Origin of the sequence: Burkholderia ubonensis (assembly GCF_902833085.1) — a bacterium.
Taxonomy (GTDB): domain Bacteria; phylum Pseudomonadota; class Gammaproteobacteria; order Burkholderiales; family Burkholderiaceae; genus Burkholderia; species Burkholderia ubonensis.
In genome coordinates, this window is the sequence record NZ_CADFEB010000009.1 from 222,997 (window position 1) to 235,062 (window position 12,066).

At 68.1% G+C, this 12,066-nt stretch carries 10 protein-coding genes; 8 read left to right on the top strand and 2 right to left on the bottom strand.

What is annotated here, in order from left to right; genetic code table 11:
• Nucleotides 1-542: 542 nt before the first annotated feature.
• Nucleotides 543-1,586 (top strand): helix-turn-helix domain-containing protein, encoded by a 1,044-nt coding sequence (locus HWX31_RS25225; protein ID WP_059661730.1) that lies wholly within the window; start codon nt 543-545, stop codon nt 1,584-1,586.
• Between the two features lie 514 nt (nt 1,587-2,100).
• Nucleotides 2,101-3,669 carry a thioredoxin family protein gene (locus HWX31_RS25230; RefSeq protein ID WP_174963811.1) on the top strand — a complete coding sequence of 523 codons (1,569 nt, stop codon included), beginning with the start codon at nt 2,101-2,103 and terminating at the stop codon, nt 3,667-3,669.
• Here the strand turns inward: HWX31_RS25230 and HWX31_RS25235 are convergent.
• Nucleotides 3,651-3,806 (bottom strand): hypothetical protein, encoded by a 156-nt coding sequence (locus HWX31_RS25235; protein ID WP_174963810.1) that lies wholly within the window; start codon nt 3,804-3,806, stop codon nt 3,651-3,653. The two genes, HWX31_RS25230 and HWX31_RS25235, sit on opposite strands and share 19 nt — an antisense overlap.
• Before the next feature lie 6 nt (nt 3,807-3,812).
• Between HWX31_RS25235 and HWX31_RS25240 the strand changes: the two genes are divergently transcribed.
• Nucleotides 3,813-4,178: a 5-carboxymethyl-2-hydroxymuconate Delta-isomerase gene (locus HWX31_RS25240; protein ID WP_174963809.1), complete on the top strand. Its 366-nt coding sequence runs from the start codon at nt 3,813-3,815 to the stop codon at nt 4,176-4,178.
• Nucleotides 4,179-4,292: 114 nt separating this feature from the next.
• Here the strand turns inward: HWX31_RS25240 and HWX31_RS25245 are convergent, their stop codons facing one another.
• Entirely contained in the window at nt 4,293-5,696 is a 1,404-nt protein-coding gene (locus tag HWX31_RS25245; protein WP_059610564.1) for a GntP family permease, read from the bottom strand.
• A gap of 327 nt (nt 5,697-6,023) precedes the next feature.
• On the opposite strand from HWX31_RS25245, the gene HWX31_RS25250 reads away from it, so the two are divergent.
• The 5 genes from HWX31_RS25250 to HWX31_RS25270 all read left to right on the top strand — a co-directional run bounded on the left by HWX31_RS25250 (nt 6,024) and on the right by HWX31_RS25270 (nt 11,732).
• Nucleotides 6,024-7,481: a sigma-54 interaction domain-containing protein gene (locus tag HWX31_RS25250; RefSeq protein WP_174963808.1), complete on the top strand. Its 1,458-nt coding sequence runs from the start codon at nt 6,024-6,026 to the stop codon at nt 7,479-7,481.
• Between the two features lie 42 nt (nt 7,482-7,523).
• Nucleotides 7,524-8,066 carry a BON domain-containing protein gene (locus tag HWX31_RS25255; protein ID WP_174963807.1) on the top strand — a complete coding sequence of 181 codons (543 nt, stop codon included), beginning with the start codon at nt 7,524-7,526 and terminating at the stop codon, nt 8,064-8,066.
• 61 nt (nt 8,067-8,127) lie between these two features.
• Complete coding sequence (locus HWX31_RS25260) at nt 8,128-8,415, top strand: hypothetical protein (RefSeq protein ID WP_174963806.1); 288 nt, start codon at nt 8,128-8,130, stop codon at nt 8,413-8,415.
• Nucleotides 8,416-8,519: 104 nt separating this feature from the next.
• On the top strand, nt 8,520-8,810 hold the full coding sequence (locus tag HWX31_RS25265; RefSeq protein ID WP_010090142.1) for an H-NS histone family protein: 291 nt from the start codon (nt 8,520-8,522) through the stop codon (nt 8,808-8,810).
• A gap of 561 nt (nt 8,811-9,371) precedes the next feature.
• Nucleotides 9,372-11,732 (top strand): bifunctional acetate--CoA ligase family protein/GNAT family N-acetyltransferase, encoded by a 2,361-nt coding sequence (locus HWX31_RS25270; RefSeq protein WP_174963805.1) that lies wholly within the window; start codon nt 9,372-9,374, stop codon nt 11,730-11,732.
• Nucleotides 11,733-12,066 lie beyond the last annotated feature (334 nt).

Below are 12,066 nucleotides of genomic sequence, written 5' to 3' on the forward strand. Positions count from 1 at the left end.
ACGACGCGTTTCCGTCGAGTGCGTGGCCCGCCGATGTTGCGTGCCCGTTCGGGCGAGCAATGTTTCTGCGCGCTGCAGCAAAGGGCCTAACGCCGGATTGGCTGCACAATCCCGCCGCCGGTCGTCTTTCGTGCAACCGGGCAGCCGCTGCGCTCCGTCGCTCCGCGCATCCGTCGGGATCGAACGGGACGCGATCGCGGCGCGCGCGATCAGCGTGCATGGGCACCCGACGGGAGCGGGTGCCGGGTGTGTCGCCGGGTGTGTCGCCGAGTGTGGCGATCCCCCGGCTCTGCCGGCGACGGCAGCGGATGGTTCGGGCCGCTGCCGTTCGCTTCACCGGCTGCACGCATCGCGTGCATTCCCCGGACGATCGTGCCGCGATGACTGAGAGCGGCGCATGCAGGCCGGCCTTTCGGCAACGGCTTGCGGCGCCGGATTCGCGGCGCTGGACCGTGAATCTGCGCGTCGGCGGCCGTGCCGCGTCGCCGCTCGCGATTCACGGCAAGAAAGATCGCAATAGAGAACAGAAATGCGAGGGGATCATGGCTTCCGGGGAAGTCTTTCTATCGACCGAACGCGTCGAGCCGGCGTTACGCGACGAATACTGGCGCCAGGTCACGCGGCCCATCGTCGACACGACGCCGATTGCCGGGCACGGGGACGCGCGGCTGGCCGGGACGCTGGCGTCGCGGATGCTCGGCGAGCTGCTGATGTGGCGGACGTCGTTCAATGCGCAGCAATACCGGCGCGACCGCCGGACCATCCAGCAGAGCGGCTTCGACCAGTACGTCGTGCAGCTCGTGCGCTCGGGCTCGCTCGTCGGCGATTTCAACGGCGTCGAAGTGCGCGCGTGCCCGGGCGACATCTACATCATCGATCTCGGCCAGCCGCTGTGCAGCCGCGTGGACGCGGGCGAGAGCGTCGCCGTGTTCGTGCCGCGCGAGGGGCTCGAGAAGGCGTCGGGCGGGCGCGACCTGCACGGCGTGGTGCTGCATGCGAACCGGGCGATCACGCGTTTGCTGGCCGATTATCTGGTGGGCATGTACGAACTGGGCGAGCAGGCGTCGCCGGCGCAGGCGATCGCGGTGCAGGACGCGATGGTGGCGCTGCTCGCGGCCGCGCTCGCCGAGGCGGCGCCGCCCGCCGGCCGGCGGCCGGTCACGCATGGCGCCGCGCTGCGCCGGCGGATCGTCCAGCACATCTCGCAACACGTCACCGATCGCGACCTGAGTCCCGACACGCTGATGACGCACTTCCGCATTTCGCGCGCGCACCTGTACCGGGTGTTCGAGGCGGACGGCGGCGTCGCGCGCTTCATTCGCGACCGGCGTCTCGATCTTGCGTACCGGGCGCTCGTCGATCCGCGCTCGAACGGGCAGACGATCAAGGAAGTCGCGTTCCGCTACGGCTTTTCGAGCAGCGACATGCTGGTGCGGGCAATGCGCCAGCGCTTCGGCGCAACCGCGCGCGAGATCCGCACCGAGCACGGCGAGCACTTCGAGGCGGCCCATGACCTGTCGAGCCTGCACGTGCACTTCGCGCGCCATGCGATGCCCGTGATCCCGCTGCAGGGAGGGCGGGACTAGGGACTGTTCGCGATGCGGCGGGAAACGTGAGAGGTAAGGGAGAGCGGCAAAAAAGAAGCCACGCGAAGGTGGCTCAAGAATGGCACAAATATTCCCGGGCGCGGGGAGCGTCCGGGTGCCGAATTGTCACATTCTTTCCGCATCGGTTGAATCACGGCGCGCTTCGATTTGTCTCGTGTTTACCCTGATGACGTCCCATATCGACGCGATGCGGATTCAGGCCGCTGCTGCGGGCCGGCGTGCGCGAATTTTCGACGGCGCAACGATACACGGCTCAATGCAGCCGAATATTTCAGATTTCGATTCGCGCGAATGCCGGAGTGAAGCCACTTCATATCCATTCGAGAATTCAATCGTTTTCTTCTGGATGCGCGATCCGTATCGTTCTACGATTTGTCGGCCTGGCGGATGCCGGATGCCTGCCAAATATTGGGAACGCCGATGTCAATGCGCCGGCGTTCGAGAATGGAATGCCGCGCACGCGCGGCCGTCACGATCAACGGAGACCGCATCGATGCAAACTTCTCTTCGGAAACTCGCCGCCGCGTGGCTGCTCGCGATGGCGAGCGCGTCATACGCGGCCGACACGCCGCGCGAGCCGGTGCACGTGCCGCCCGGCATCGCGTGGCAGCAGGGCGACGTCGACGCCGCGTTCGCGCTGGCGAAGCGGACCGGCAAGCCGCTGCTGCTGTACTGGGGCGCGGTGTGGTGCCCGTCGTGCAATCAGGTGAAGTCGACGGTCTTCAGCCAGCAGGCGTTCCGGGCGCGCTCGTCGTTCTTCGTGCCGGTCTATCTCGACGGCGACACCGAGAGCGCGCAGAAGGTCGGCGAACGCTTCAAGGTGCACGGCTATCCGACGATGATCCTGTTCCGCCCGGACGGCACCGAGGTCACGCGGCTGCCGGGCGAGGCCGATCTCGACCGCTACATGCGGGCGCTGTCGCTCGGCATGAACGCCGCGCACCCGGTGCGGCAGACGCTCGCGAATGCGCTGAAGGGCGGCGCCCCGGTGACGCGCGACGAGTGGCGCATGCTGGCCGACTACTCGTGGGAGACCGATGGCGCGCTGCCGGTGCCGGGCGAGCGCGTCGCGGAAACGCTGCAGACGCTCGCGCAACGCGCGCGCGCCGCCGGCGCGACGGGCGACGCGCAGCGGCTCGAGCTGAAGTCCGTGGTGATCGCGGCGTCGGGCGATCCGGTGCAGGCCGGCGCGCTCGACAAGGCGGCGGGCGCCGACGTGCTGCGCGCGGTGTTGCGCGATGCCGCGCTGTCGCGCGCCAATGCCGATGTGCTGGTTGCAGCGCCCGCGGGCGTCGTCACGTATCTCGGCGGCGACGACGCCCGGCGCGCGCAGTTGCGCGACGCATACGACGCGGCGCTCGCGCGGCTGTCGGTCGAGCGCACGCTGTCGTCGATCGATCGCCTGATGGCGCTGCACGGGCGCGTGCTGCTCGCGCGCGGCGACGCACGCAAGGGCGCACCGCTCGATGCGCCGGCGCTCGTCGCGACGGTGCGCCGGCAAACGGCCGCGGCGATCCAGGGCGCGGCGAACGTCTATGAACGCCAGGCGCTGATCAGCGAGGCGGCCGACACGCTCACCGACGCCGGGCTGCTCGACGAATCCGATACGCTGCTGAAGGCCGAATTGCCGCGCTCAGCGACGCCCTATTACTTCATGTCCGGGCTTGCCGCCAATGCGAAGGCGCGCGGCGACAAGGCCGCGGCGCTCGACTGGTACCGCAAAGCCTACGACAGCGCGACGGGGACCGCGACGCGGCTGCGCTGGGGCGCCACCTATTTCGCGAACGCGGTCGAGCTTGCGCCGGACGACGCGGCGCGGATCGAAGGCATCGCGAGCAGCGTGCTCGCGCAGGCCGGGCAGACCCGGGACGCGTTCTATGGCGCGAACCTGCGTGCGCTGACGAAGGTGGTCGCGCAGCTGACGCGCTGGCGTAACGGCGGCGCGCACGATACGTCGGTCAGGTCGGTGGTGAAGCAATTCGACGGCGTATGCGGAAAGCTGCCGGCGGGCGATCCGCAGGCGGCCACGTGCGAGCGGCTGATTCAGCCGGTGAAGGCGTAGGGTTCGTCGGCGGATGCGTTGGCATCCGCGTCGGCGTGCGATGCGGGCGAGTCGTATCCACGGGTAACATGGGCGTCTTTCCGCGCGCCGGACCGACATGAGCGGTCCGGCGCGACGGCGATTTCAATCACGACCATGACGCCATGCCACATCTGACGCTTGAATACTCCTGCAACCTCGACGGGTTCGATGTCAACGCGACGCTCGTCGCGCTCAACGAAGCGCTCGCCGCTTCCGGGCATTTCACTGAACTCGACATCAAGAGCCGCGCGACCCGCTTCGACGATTTCGTCATCGGCACGGCGAGCGCGCCGCGCGCGTTCGCGCACGCGAAACTCGCGATCCTGAGCGGCCGGTCCGCCGACGTGAAGCGCAGCCTGTCCGAGCGGGTGTTGTCGGTGTTGGCGCAATGCTGCCGCGCGCCGTCCGGAACGCATCTGCAGTTGAGCGTGGAAATACTCGAGCTCGAGCGCGAGACTTACGCGAAGGCGATCGTCGAGCCGCGTTGACCGGGCTGTGGGACGCGCGAAAGGAGTGGGTGGCAGGGTGATCGCAGGCTGAACCGCTGCCCGGATCGATGACGCCGCCTTCAGCCGAGGAACCGGCTGAAGGCGGCGTCGCGCTTACACGAGCCCCGTCGTGTAATACACCGCGATCACGAAGAACACCGCGAGCGTCTTGATGATCGTCACCGCGAAGATGTCGCGATACGACTCGCGGTGCGTGAGGCCGGTCACCGCGAGCAGCGTGATCACCGCGCCGTTGTGCGGCAGCGTGTCCATGCCGCCGCTGGCCATCGCGACGATCCGGTGCAGCACGTCCATCGGGATGTTCGCTGCCTGCGCGCCCTTGATGAACAGGTCCGACATCGCGGCGAGCGCGATGCTCATGCCGCCCGACGCCGAGCCCGTGATGCCGGCAAGCGAGCTGACCGACACGGCCGCGTTGACGAGCGGGTTCGGAATGCTCTTCAGCGCGTCGCCGACCACGAGGAAGCCCGGCAGCGCGGCGATCACGCCGCCGAAGCCGTATTCGGACGCGGTGTTCATCGCGGCGAGCAGCGCGCCGCCCACCGCTGCCTTCGACCCGGCCGCGAAACGGTCGCTGACGCGCTTGAACGCGGTGACGACGACGAGCAGGATGCCGAGCAGCAGCGCGGCCTCGACCGACCAGATCGCGACGACCGTCTTGATCGACGTCGTCACCGGCGTATGCACGCCCGGCAGCACGTCGGGCGCGACCGTGTACGACGCGGCGCCGTACCACGTCGGGATCAGCTTGGTGAGCGCGAAGTTCGACACGCCGACGAGGATCAGCGGCAGGATCGCGAGGAACGGGCTCGGCAGCGATTCGGTCGCGACGCGCTCCGGCTCGTTGACGAGCGACGTGCCGTAGCCTTCACCCTTCGCCATCGCGGAGCGGCGGCGCCATTCGAGATACGAGAGGCCGACGACGATGATGAACAGCGAGCCGATCGTGCCGAGCGCCGGAGCGGCCCATGCGGTCGTCTTGAAGAACGTGGTCGGGATGATGTTCTGGATCTGCGGCGTGCCGGGCAGCGAATCCATCGTGAACGAGAACGCGCCGAGCGCGATCGCGCCGGGCATCAGCCGCTTCGGAATGTTGCTCTGGCGGTACAGCTCGGCCGCGAACGGGTAGACCGCGAACACGACGACGAACAGCGACACGCCGCCATAGGTGAGCAGCGCGCACACCGCGACGATCACCGCATTCGCGCGCGAGCGGCCGATGTAGCGGATCGCCGCGTGGACGATCGACTCGGAGAAGCCGGACAGTTCGATCACCTTGCCGAACACCGCGCCGAGCATGAACACCGGGAAATACAGTTTGACGAAGCCGACCATCTTCTCCATGAAGATGCCGGAGAAGACCGGCGCGACGGCAGCCGGCTCGGTCATCAGGACCGCGCCGAGCGCGGCGATCGGCGCGAACAGGATCACGCTGTAGCCGCGGTACGCGGCGAACATCAGGAACGCCAGCGCGGCGAGGACGATCACGAAGGACAAGAGAGTCTCCTAATGGCTTTGGTTTTGTTCGGTCGCGCGGCGCGCCGCGGACCGGCTCAGGTTCGTGCAGGTTTCGTGCCACCGGCCGCGATGCGCCGCCGGACGCGGGTCCGCCGGTGGCCGGCGGGCCCACGCCGGCCAATCTTCAGGCGATTCTACATAAATCGTCTCCGTATGGAGACGAATTTCCCGTCCGGACGACCCGGACATGCTTGTCAAACGTGAACGGGCAAGGCGTTGCGGGCCGTCTCCGGAATGAGATAATCCGTCTCGTTCCGGAGACGGCCCGGACGATACCCAAAAGCAATACACGGAGACGATGACACGATGATGAACGACTGGCCCCGCTTGCCCGTCGATTATGGCGACGTGCTGCTGCGCGCCGCCGAATCGCTGTTCAGGACGTTCGAGGATTCGAGCGCCGGCACGCTGATCGTCGACCGTGACGCGCGCATCGTGTGGATGAACGAGCGCTATGCGGCGCGTTTCGGTTTCGCCGATCCGCAGCAGGCGGTCGGCCTCGATTGCGAGGCGGTGATCCCGCACAGCCTGATGCGCGAGGTCGTGTCGACCGGGCAGCCGATCCTGCTCGACATCATGGAGACGGGCCGCGAGCCGCTCGTCGTGACCCGCCTGCCGTTGAAGAACGAGGCGGGCGAGACGGTCGGCGCGATCGGCTTCGCGCTGTTCGACCAGTTGAAGACGCTCACGCCGATCTTTTCCCGCTACGTGCAGCTGCAGCAGCAACTGCTCGCGACGCAGCGTTCGCTTGCACAGGCGCGTCGCGCGAAATACACGTTCGCGAGCTTCGTCGGCACGAGCCCGGCGAGCCTCGAGACGAAGCGCCAGGCACGCCGCGCCGCGCAGGTCGATTCGCCGGTGCTGCTGCTCGGCGAAACCGGCACCGGCAAGGAACTGCTCGCGCACGCGATCCATGCGGCGTCGGCGCGCGCGCTTCAGCCGCTCGTGACGGTCAACGTCGCCGCGATTCCCGATGCGCTGCTCGAGACCGAATTCTTCGGCGCGGCGCCCGGCGCCTATACGGGCGCCGACCGCAAGGGGCGGGTCGGCAAGTTCGAGCTGGCCGACCGCGGCACGCTGTTCCTCGACGAGATCGGCGACATGCCGCTGCCGCTGCAGGGCAAGCTGCTGCGCGTGCTGCAGGACAAGGAATTCGAGCCCGTCGGCTCGAACCGCATCGTGCGCGCCGACGTGCGGATCATCGCGGCGACCTCGGCCGACCTGCCCGCGCTCGTGGCGGCCGGCCGCTTTCGCGCCGATCTCTATTACCGGCTCAACGTGCTGACGATTCACGCGCCGCCGCTGCGCGAGCGCGCGTCCGACATCGCGGCGCTCGTCTACGCGACGCTCGAGGAGCTCGCTGCCCAGCACGGACGCGCCGCGCACTGCGAGCTCACCGACGATGCGCTGCGGATGCTGTGCGCGTATCCGTGGCCCGGCAACGTGCGCGAGTTGCGCAATACGCTCGAGCGTGCGCTGATGCTGTCCGACCGCTCGGTGATCGACGCACGGGCGCTCGCGCCGTTTCTCGGGCCTTCGCGCGCACAGTCCGACGGCATGCCGCCCGCGCAGGCCGAACCTGAAGCAGGCGCGGCGCCTGCCGCATCCGCCGTGTCGTACGCGGACGCGTTGGCGGCATGGGAGCGCCAGTTCCTCGCCGACGCGCTCGCCGCCTGCAACGGCAAGGTGGTGGACGCCGCCGCGCGCGTCGGCATCGGGCGCGCGACGTTTTACAAGAAGCTGGCGGCGCTGGGCATCGGCTGACAGCGCGCGCGTTTCCGGCGCGGCTCGAACGAGGAGGCGGCGATGAAGCGAACCTGCATCGCGTGGTGGCTGGGCGTGACGCTGGCGGCGTCCGCGCTTGCGGCATCCGCGCTCGCGCAACCGGACGAGGCGGGCGAACAGACGATGCGACGCAATTGGTACAACGACCCGTTCGTCGCGCTCTCGCGCGACGTCGCCGAGTGCCCGCTGCCGCTCGGGCCGTGGATGACCCGCGCGGAGATGGAGGACGACGCGCATTACCGCGCCGAGCGCGGCACGACCTGCTGGCTCGCGCATCGCTGCACGAAGCCGAATTCTTATATGTACGACGCGCCGATCGCGGCTGCGGCGAAGGCGCACTTTGCCGGCGCGACGCGGCTGGGCGGCACGAGCCTGTGGATCACCGTGCAGCGGCGCTTCGTCTACGTGGAAGGGTGTGCGGACGAGTCGTTCGATCGCGCGGTGCTGCAACGCGAATTGGCGGCGCTGCCCGACGTCGAGCAGGTTTTCGTTCGCATCACAGACGATCCGCGCCGGACGGTGCCGTACAAGACCCGCGCGCAACCCGACCGGGCGCCGAATTGACGAGCGTGCACGGGCGCATGGCATACTCGCGACATTTAAAAAAAGGTTGACGGAAAGAATAATGAAACACATGCTTGCGTCGGTCTGTCGAAGGCCCGAAGCGTTGTTGCGGCGGGCCGGGGCGATTGTCTTGCTGGCGGTACTCGGGGGATGTGGCGGAAGTGCCCCGCTGTTTACTTCGGATGGCCGTCCGACCACGTTGGTGCAATGCACGAGCGGCGATTCATGGGGCAATTGCATGGACAACGCGCGCGTCACCTGCAACGGTGAATTCGACGTGCTTCAGCAATCGGTCGACAGCGGCGTGCGGAGTCTTCTCTTCGCATGCAAGAGAAAAAGCGGTTATTGATCCCGTTTTCGCAGCCGGAGAAATCTCCCGATCGCGCAGGCCCCTTTTCTATTTGCTTCGAGTCACCTATTTTTCATAAATAACACTCAGGGAATCCCATCCATATGGCGACCTACCGGCAACTGACAGCGCAACTCGAAAAACTTCAGCAGAAGATCGATAAGGAACGCGAAAAGGCGATCGCCGACGCGATCGCTGCGATCCGGGCGAAGATCGAGGAATTCGACATTACGCCGGAGGAGCTCGGCTTCCGTTCCACGGGCGCCCCTGTCAAGGCCAAGCGTCCGCTGCCGCCGAAATATCGCCATCCGAAGACCGGCGAAACGTGGAGCGGCCGCGGCCGCGCGCCGGCATGGCTCGGCAAGAACCGCGCGCGTTTCCTGATCAAGGACTGATTCCCGAAAAGTCTCACCTTTTCCGCGCTGACTGACGGTGCGCATGGCCCGATGGCCATCGCACCGTTTTGTTTTTGTGCGCGTGCGGATCATTTGAATCCTCCGAAGCATGGCGCGCTGCTGCGCGATTACCGCGTGCCGTTTCGGCAAATCGCCGCGATTTATCCGCGTTTCGCGCCGATTTCCGGTAAACCGCCGCGCAGTCGCGTGTCGCGTGTGCGTATCCGCAGGCGAATTGCGCGGTGCATGCGCCGAGGATGTTTCCATCACCTTTCGCCGTTTCGCGCATTCACGTGCGCAATTCCCGAACGTTCTCACCTTGGCTCCTGTAAATCCTCACCATTGCCGAACCGGCGCGGACGAACGCGTTCGCGTTTCGCGTGACGCTGCATGCCGGACGCCCGTGCATGGTGCACGGCTTGACCGAGGTCGAGTAGCCGGCCATTCGGCATATAGGCAGCCGCGAGCGGTTCGCCTATGCTTTGAATTCGCGCAGGCCGGACGGCGGCTCGTCGAGCCGCATCCGGGTCCGGCCATCTTTCGTTACCGTATGGAGCCGATGTGACCGTTCGCCATCTCGATGCGCTGTTTCAGCCCAAATCCGTTGCGGTCGTCGGCGCGTCGCCGCGCGCTGGCAGTATCGGCGCGATGGTATGGGCGCGCGTGCTCGACGGCGCGTTCGATGGGGCCGTGTGGCCCGTCAATCCGAAATACGACGCGCTGAACGGCTACGAGGTCGTGCCGGATGTCGACCGGTTGCCCGCGCCGCCGTCGGTCGCGGTGATCTGCACGCCGCCCGCGACGTGGCCCGGCATCGTGCACAAGCTCGGCGTCCTCGGCGCGCGCGTCGCGGTGATCGTCGGCGAGGCGCGCACCAGTGCGCATCGTGCGGCGCTCGATCGCGCGCTCAAGGCGGCAAAGCCGTTCGTCCTCCGTATCGTCGGGCCGGGCAGTCTCGGCGTTCTGTCGCCGGCGCGGCATGCGCATTTCGGCGCGCCGGCGTATACGGTGCGCTCGGGCGGCGTCGCGTGGGTATCGCAGTCGAATGCGCTGACGAACGCGGTCCTCGGCTGGGCGGATGCGCGCGGGCTCGGCTTTTCGCACGTCGTGGCGCTCGGCGGCGAGGCCGACGTCGATGCGGGCGACGTGCTCGACTACCTCGCGAGCGATCCCGGCACGCGCGCGATCCTGCTCGAGCTCGACAGCGTGCGCGCCGCGCGCAAGTTCATGTCGGCGGCGCGCGCGGCCGCGCGCAACAAGCCGGTGCTCGCGTTGCGCACCGGCCGCTCGGACCCGGGCGACGCGCTGTATACGGCGGCGTTCCAGCGCGCGGGGATGGTGCGCGTCGACGCGCTCGACGATCTGCTCGACGAGATCGAGACGCTAGGCGTCGGCCGTGTCGCCGCGCGCGGCGCGGCGACGCTCGTCACGAGCGACGCGGGCGTCGCGAAGCTCGCGGTCGATGCGGTCGCGGAGGTGCGCGACGTGCTGGCCGAATGGCCGGCGGCGGCAACGGAGGCCGTCGCACAAGCGCTCCCGCATCTCGACGCGCCCGGCAATCCGCTGACGCTCGGCGACGATGCGCGCCCCGAGCATTTCGGCGCGGTGATCCGCGCGCTCGCGCCGTTTCCGCAGACCGGCACGCTGTTCGTCGTGCATTCGACGTCGCACAGTGCGCCGGCCGATGCGGTGGCGCGCATGCTGATCGAAACGCGCCAGCATGCGCATCGCGGCATCCTCGCGTGCTTCTTCGGCGCGGTCGATGCGTCGACGCGCGACGCGCTGCATGCGAACGGCATTCCCGTGCACACGACGCCGCAGCGGCTGGCGCGCGCGTATGCGCGCCTCGTCGATTACAACCTCGGCCGCGAACTGCTGATGCAGACGCCCGAAGGCACGCCGCCGCAGCCGGCGGCATGCGTCGCATCCGCGCGCGAGGAGGCGCGCGGGTGGCTGGACGCGGGGCGGCACGAACTCGCCGGCGAGCCCGCGCTGCAATGGCTGGCGCACTTCGGCCTGCAAGGCGCGGCGCCGTCCGACGAGCCGCGCGATGCCGTGGTCGTCGACGTGACGGTCGACATGCACGACGACCCGAATTTCGGTCCGGTATTCCGCTACCTGGTGCCTTCGGCGGACGGCGTGTCCGCGCCGTTCGTCGTCTTCGGGCTGCCGCCGCTGAACACGGTGCTCGCGCGCGCGGTGATGGAGCGCTCGCCGTATGCGCGCCGCGCGCCGGTCGAACCCGCGCTCGGCGCATTCACGGCGCTGTCGCAGGTGGTGTGCGACGTGCGCGAGGTGGTCGCGCTGTCGCTCACGCTGCGCGTGCTGCCCGACCGCGTGCGCGTGATCGCGCCGCGCGTCACGCTGGCGGAGGGGCGCAGCCGGCTCGCGATCATGCCGTATCCGCGCCATCTCGAGCAGACGCTTGCATGGCAGGGCGACACGATGACGATCCGGCCGATCCGTCCGGAAGACGAGGCCGCGCACAACGAACTGCTCGGCGCGATGACGCCGGAGGATCTGCGGATGCGCTTCTTCGGCGCGGTGCGCAGCTTCGATCATTCGCAGCTGGCGCGCATGACGCAGATCGATTACGACCGCGAGATGGCGTTCATCGCGTCGGTCGACGACGGGGCAGGCCGGTCGCACACGCTCGGCGCGGTACGCGCGGTGACCGACCCGGACAACGAGACGACCGAGTTCGCGATCGGCATTCGGCCGGACCAGAAGGGCAAGGGGCTCGGGCGTCTGTTGATGGCGCGCATCATCGAGTACGCGCGCTCGCGCGGCACCGCATGGATGATCGGCGAGGCGCTGCGCGAGAACACCGCGATGATTGCGCTCGCGCGCGCATGCGGATTCACGGTCACCGCGACGGAGGAGCCCGGCATCGTGGGCTTCAAGATGAAGCTGCAGGCGTGACGCGCGGCGCTTCTCCCCCTTTGCCGGATACGGCATGTCGCGCGCACATTCGCCCTCGGCCGCGGCGCGAGCGAAGGCGGGCAACGATGTCTTTACGCCCCTATCGAGTCAAAGGTGAGCTTTTTCGGGGGCCGTGCGTGAGCCTTTCCGGGAATGCACGGGTGAGCTTTTTCGGGAGCCTTCGGTGAGCCCTTTCGGGAAAGGGGCGGTGAGCGTCTCCGGGAGACGCCGGTGAGCCTTTCCGGGACGCAATGGTGAGCCTCTGCGGGAAGCCGTGGTGAGGGTCTGCGGGAAGCGCGGGTGAGCTGATCCGGGAGCCCTCGGTGAGCGCTTT

Coding starts and splice junctions, on each gene's coding strand:
- HWX31_RS25225 (WP_059661730.1), top strand. CDS start 543: ATGGCTTCCGGGGAAGTCTTTCTATCGACCGAACGCGTCGAGCCGGCG.
- HWX31_RS25230 (WP_174963811.1), top strand. CDS start 2,101: ATGCAAACTTCTCTTCGGAAACTCGCCGCCGCGTGGCTGCTCGCGATG.
- HWX31_RS25235 (WP_174963810.1), bottom strand. CDS start 3,806: ATGGTCGTGATTGAAATCGCCGTCGCGCCGGACCGCTCATGTCGGTCC.
- HWX31_RS25240 (WP_174963809.1), top strand. CDS start 3,813: ATGCCACATCTGACGCTTGAATACTCCTGCAACCTCGACGGGTTCGAT.
- HWX31_RS25250 (WP_174963808.1), top strand. CDS start 6,024: ATGATGAACGACTGGCCCCGCTTGCCCGTCGATTATGGCGACGTGCTG.
- HWX31_RS25255 (WP_174963807.1), top strand. CDS start 7,524: ATGAAGCGAACCTGCATCGCGTGGTGGCTGGGCGTGACGCTGGCGGCG.
- HWX31_RS25260 (WP_174963806.1), top strand. CDS start 8,128: ATGAAACACATGCTTGCGTCGGTCTGTCGAAGGCCCGAAGCGTTGTTG.
- HWX31_RS25265 (WP_010090142.1), top strand. CDS start 8,520: ATGGCGACCTACCGGCAACTGACAGCGCAACTCGAAAAACTTCAGCAG.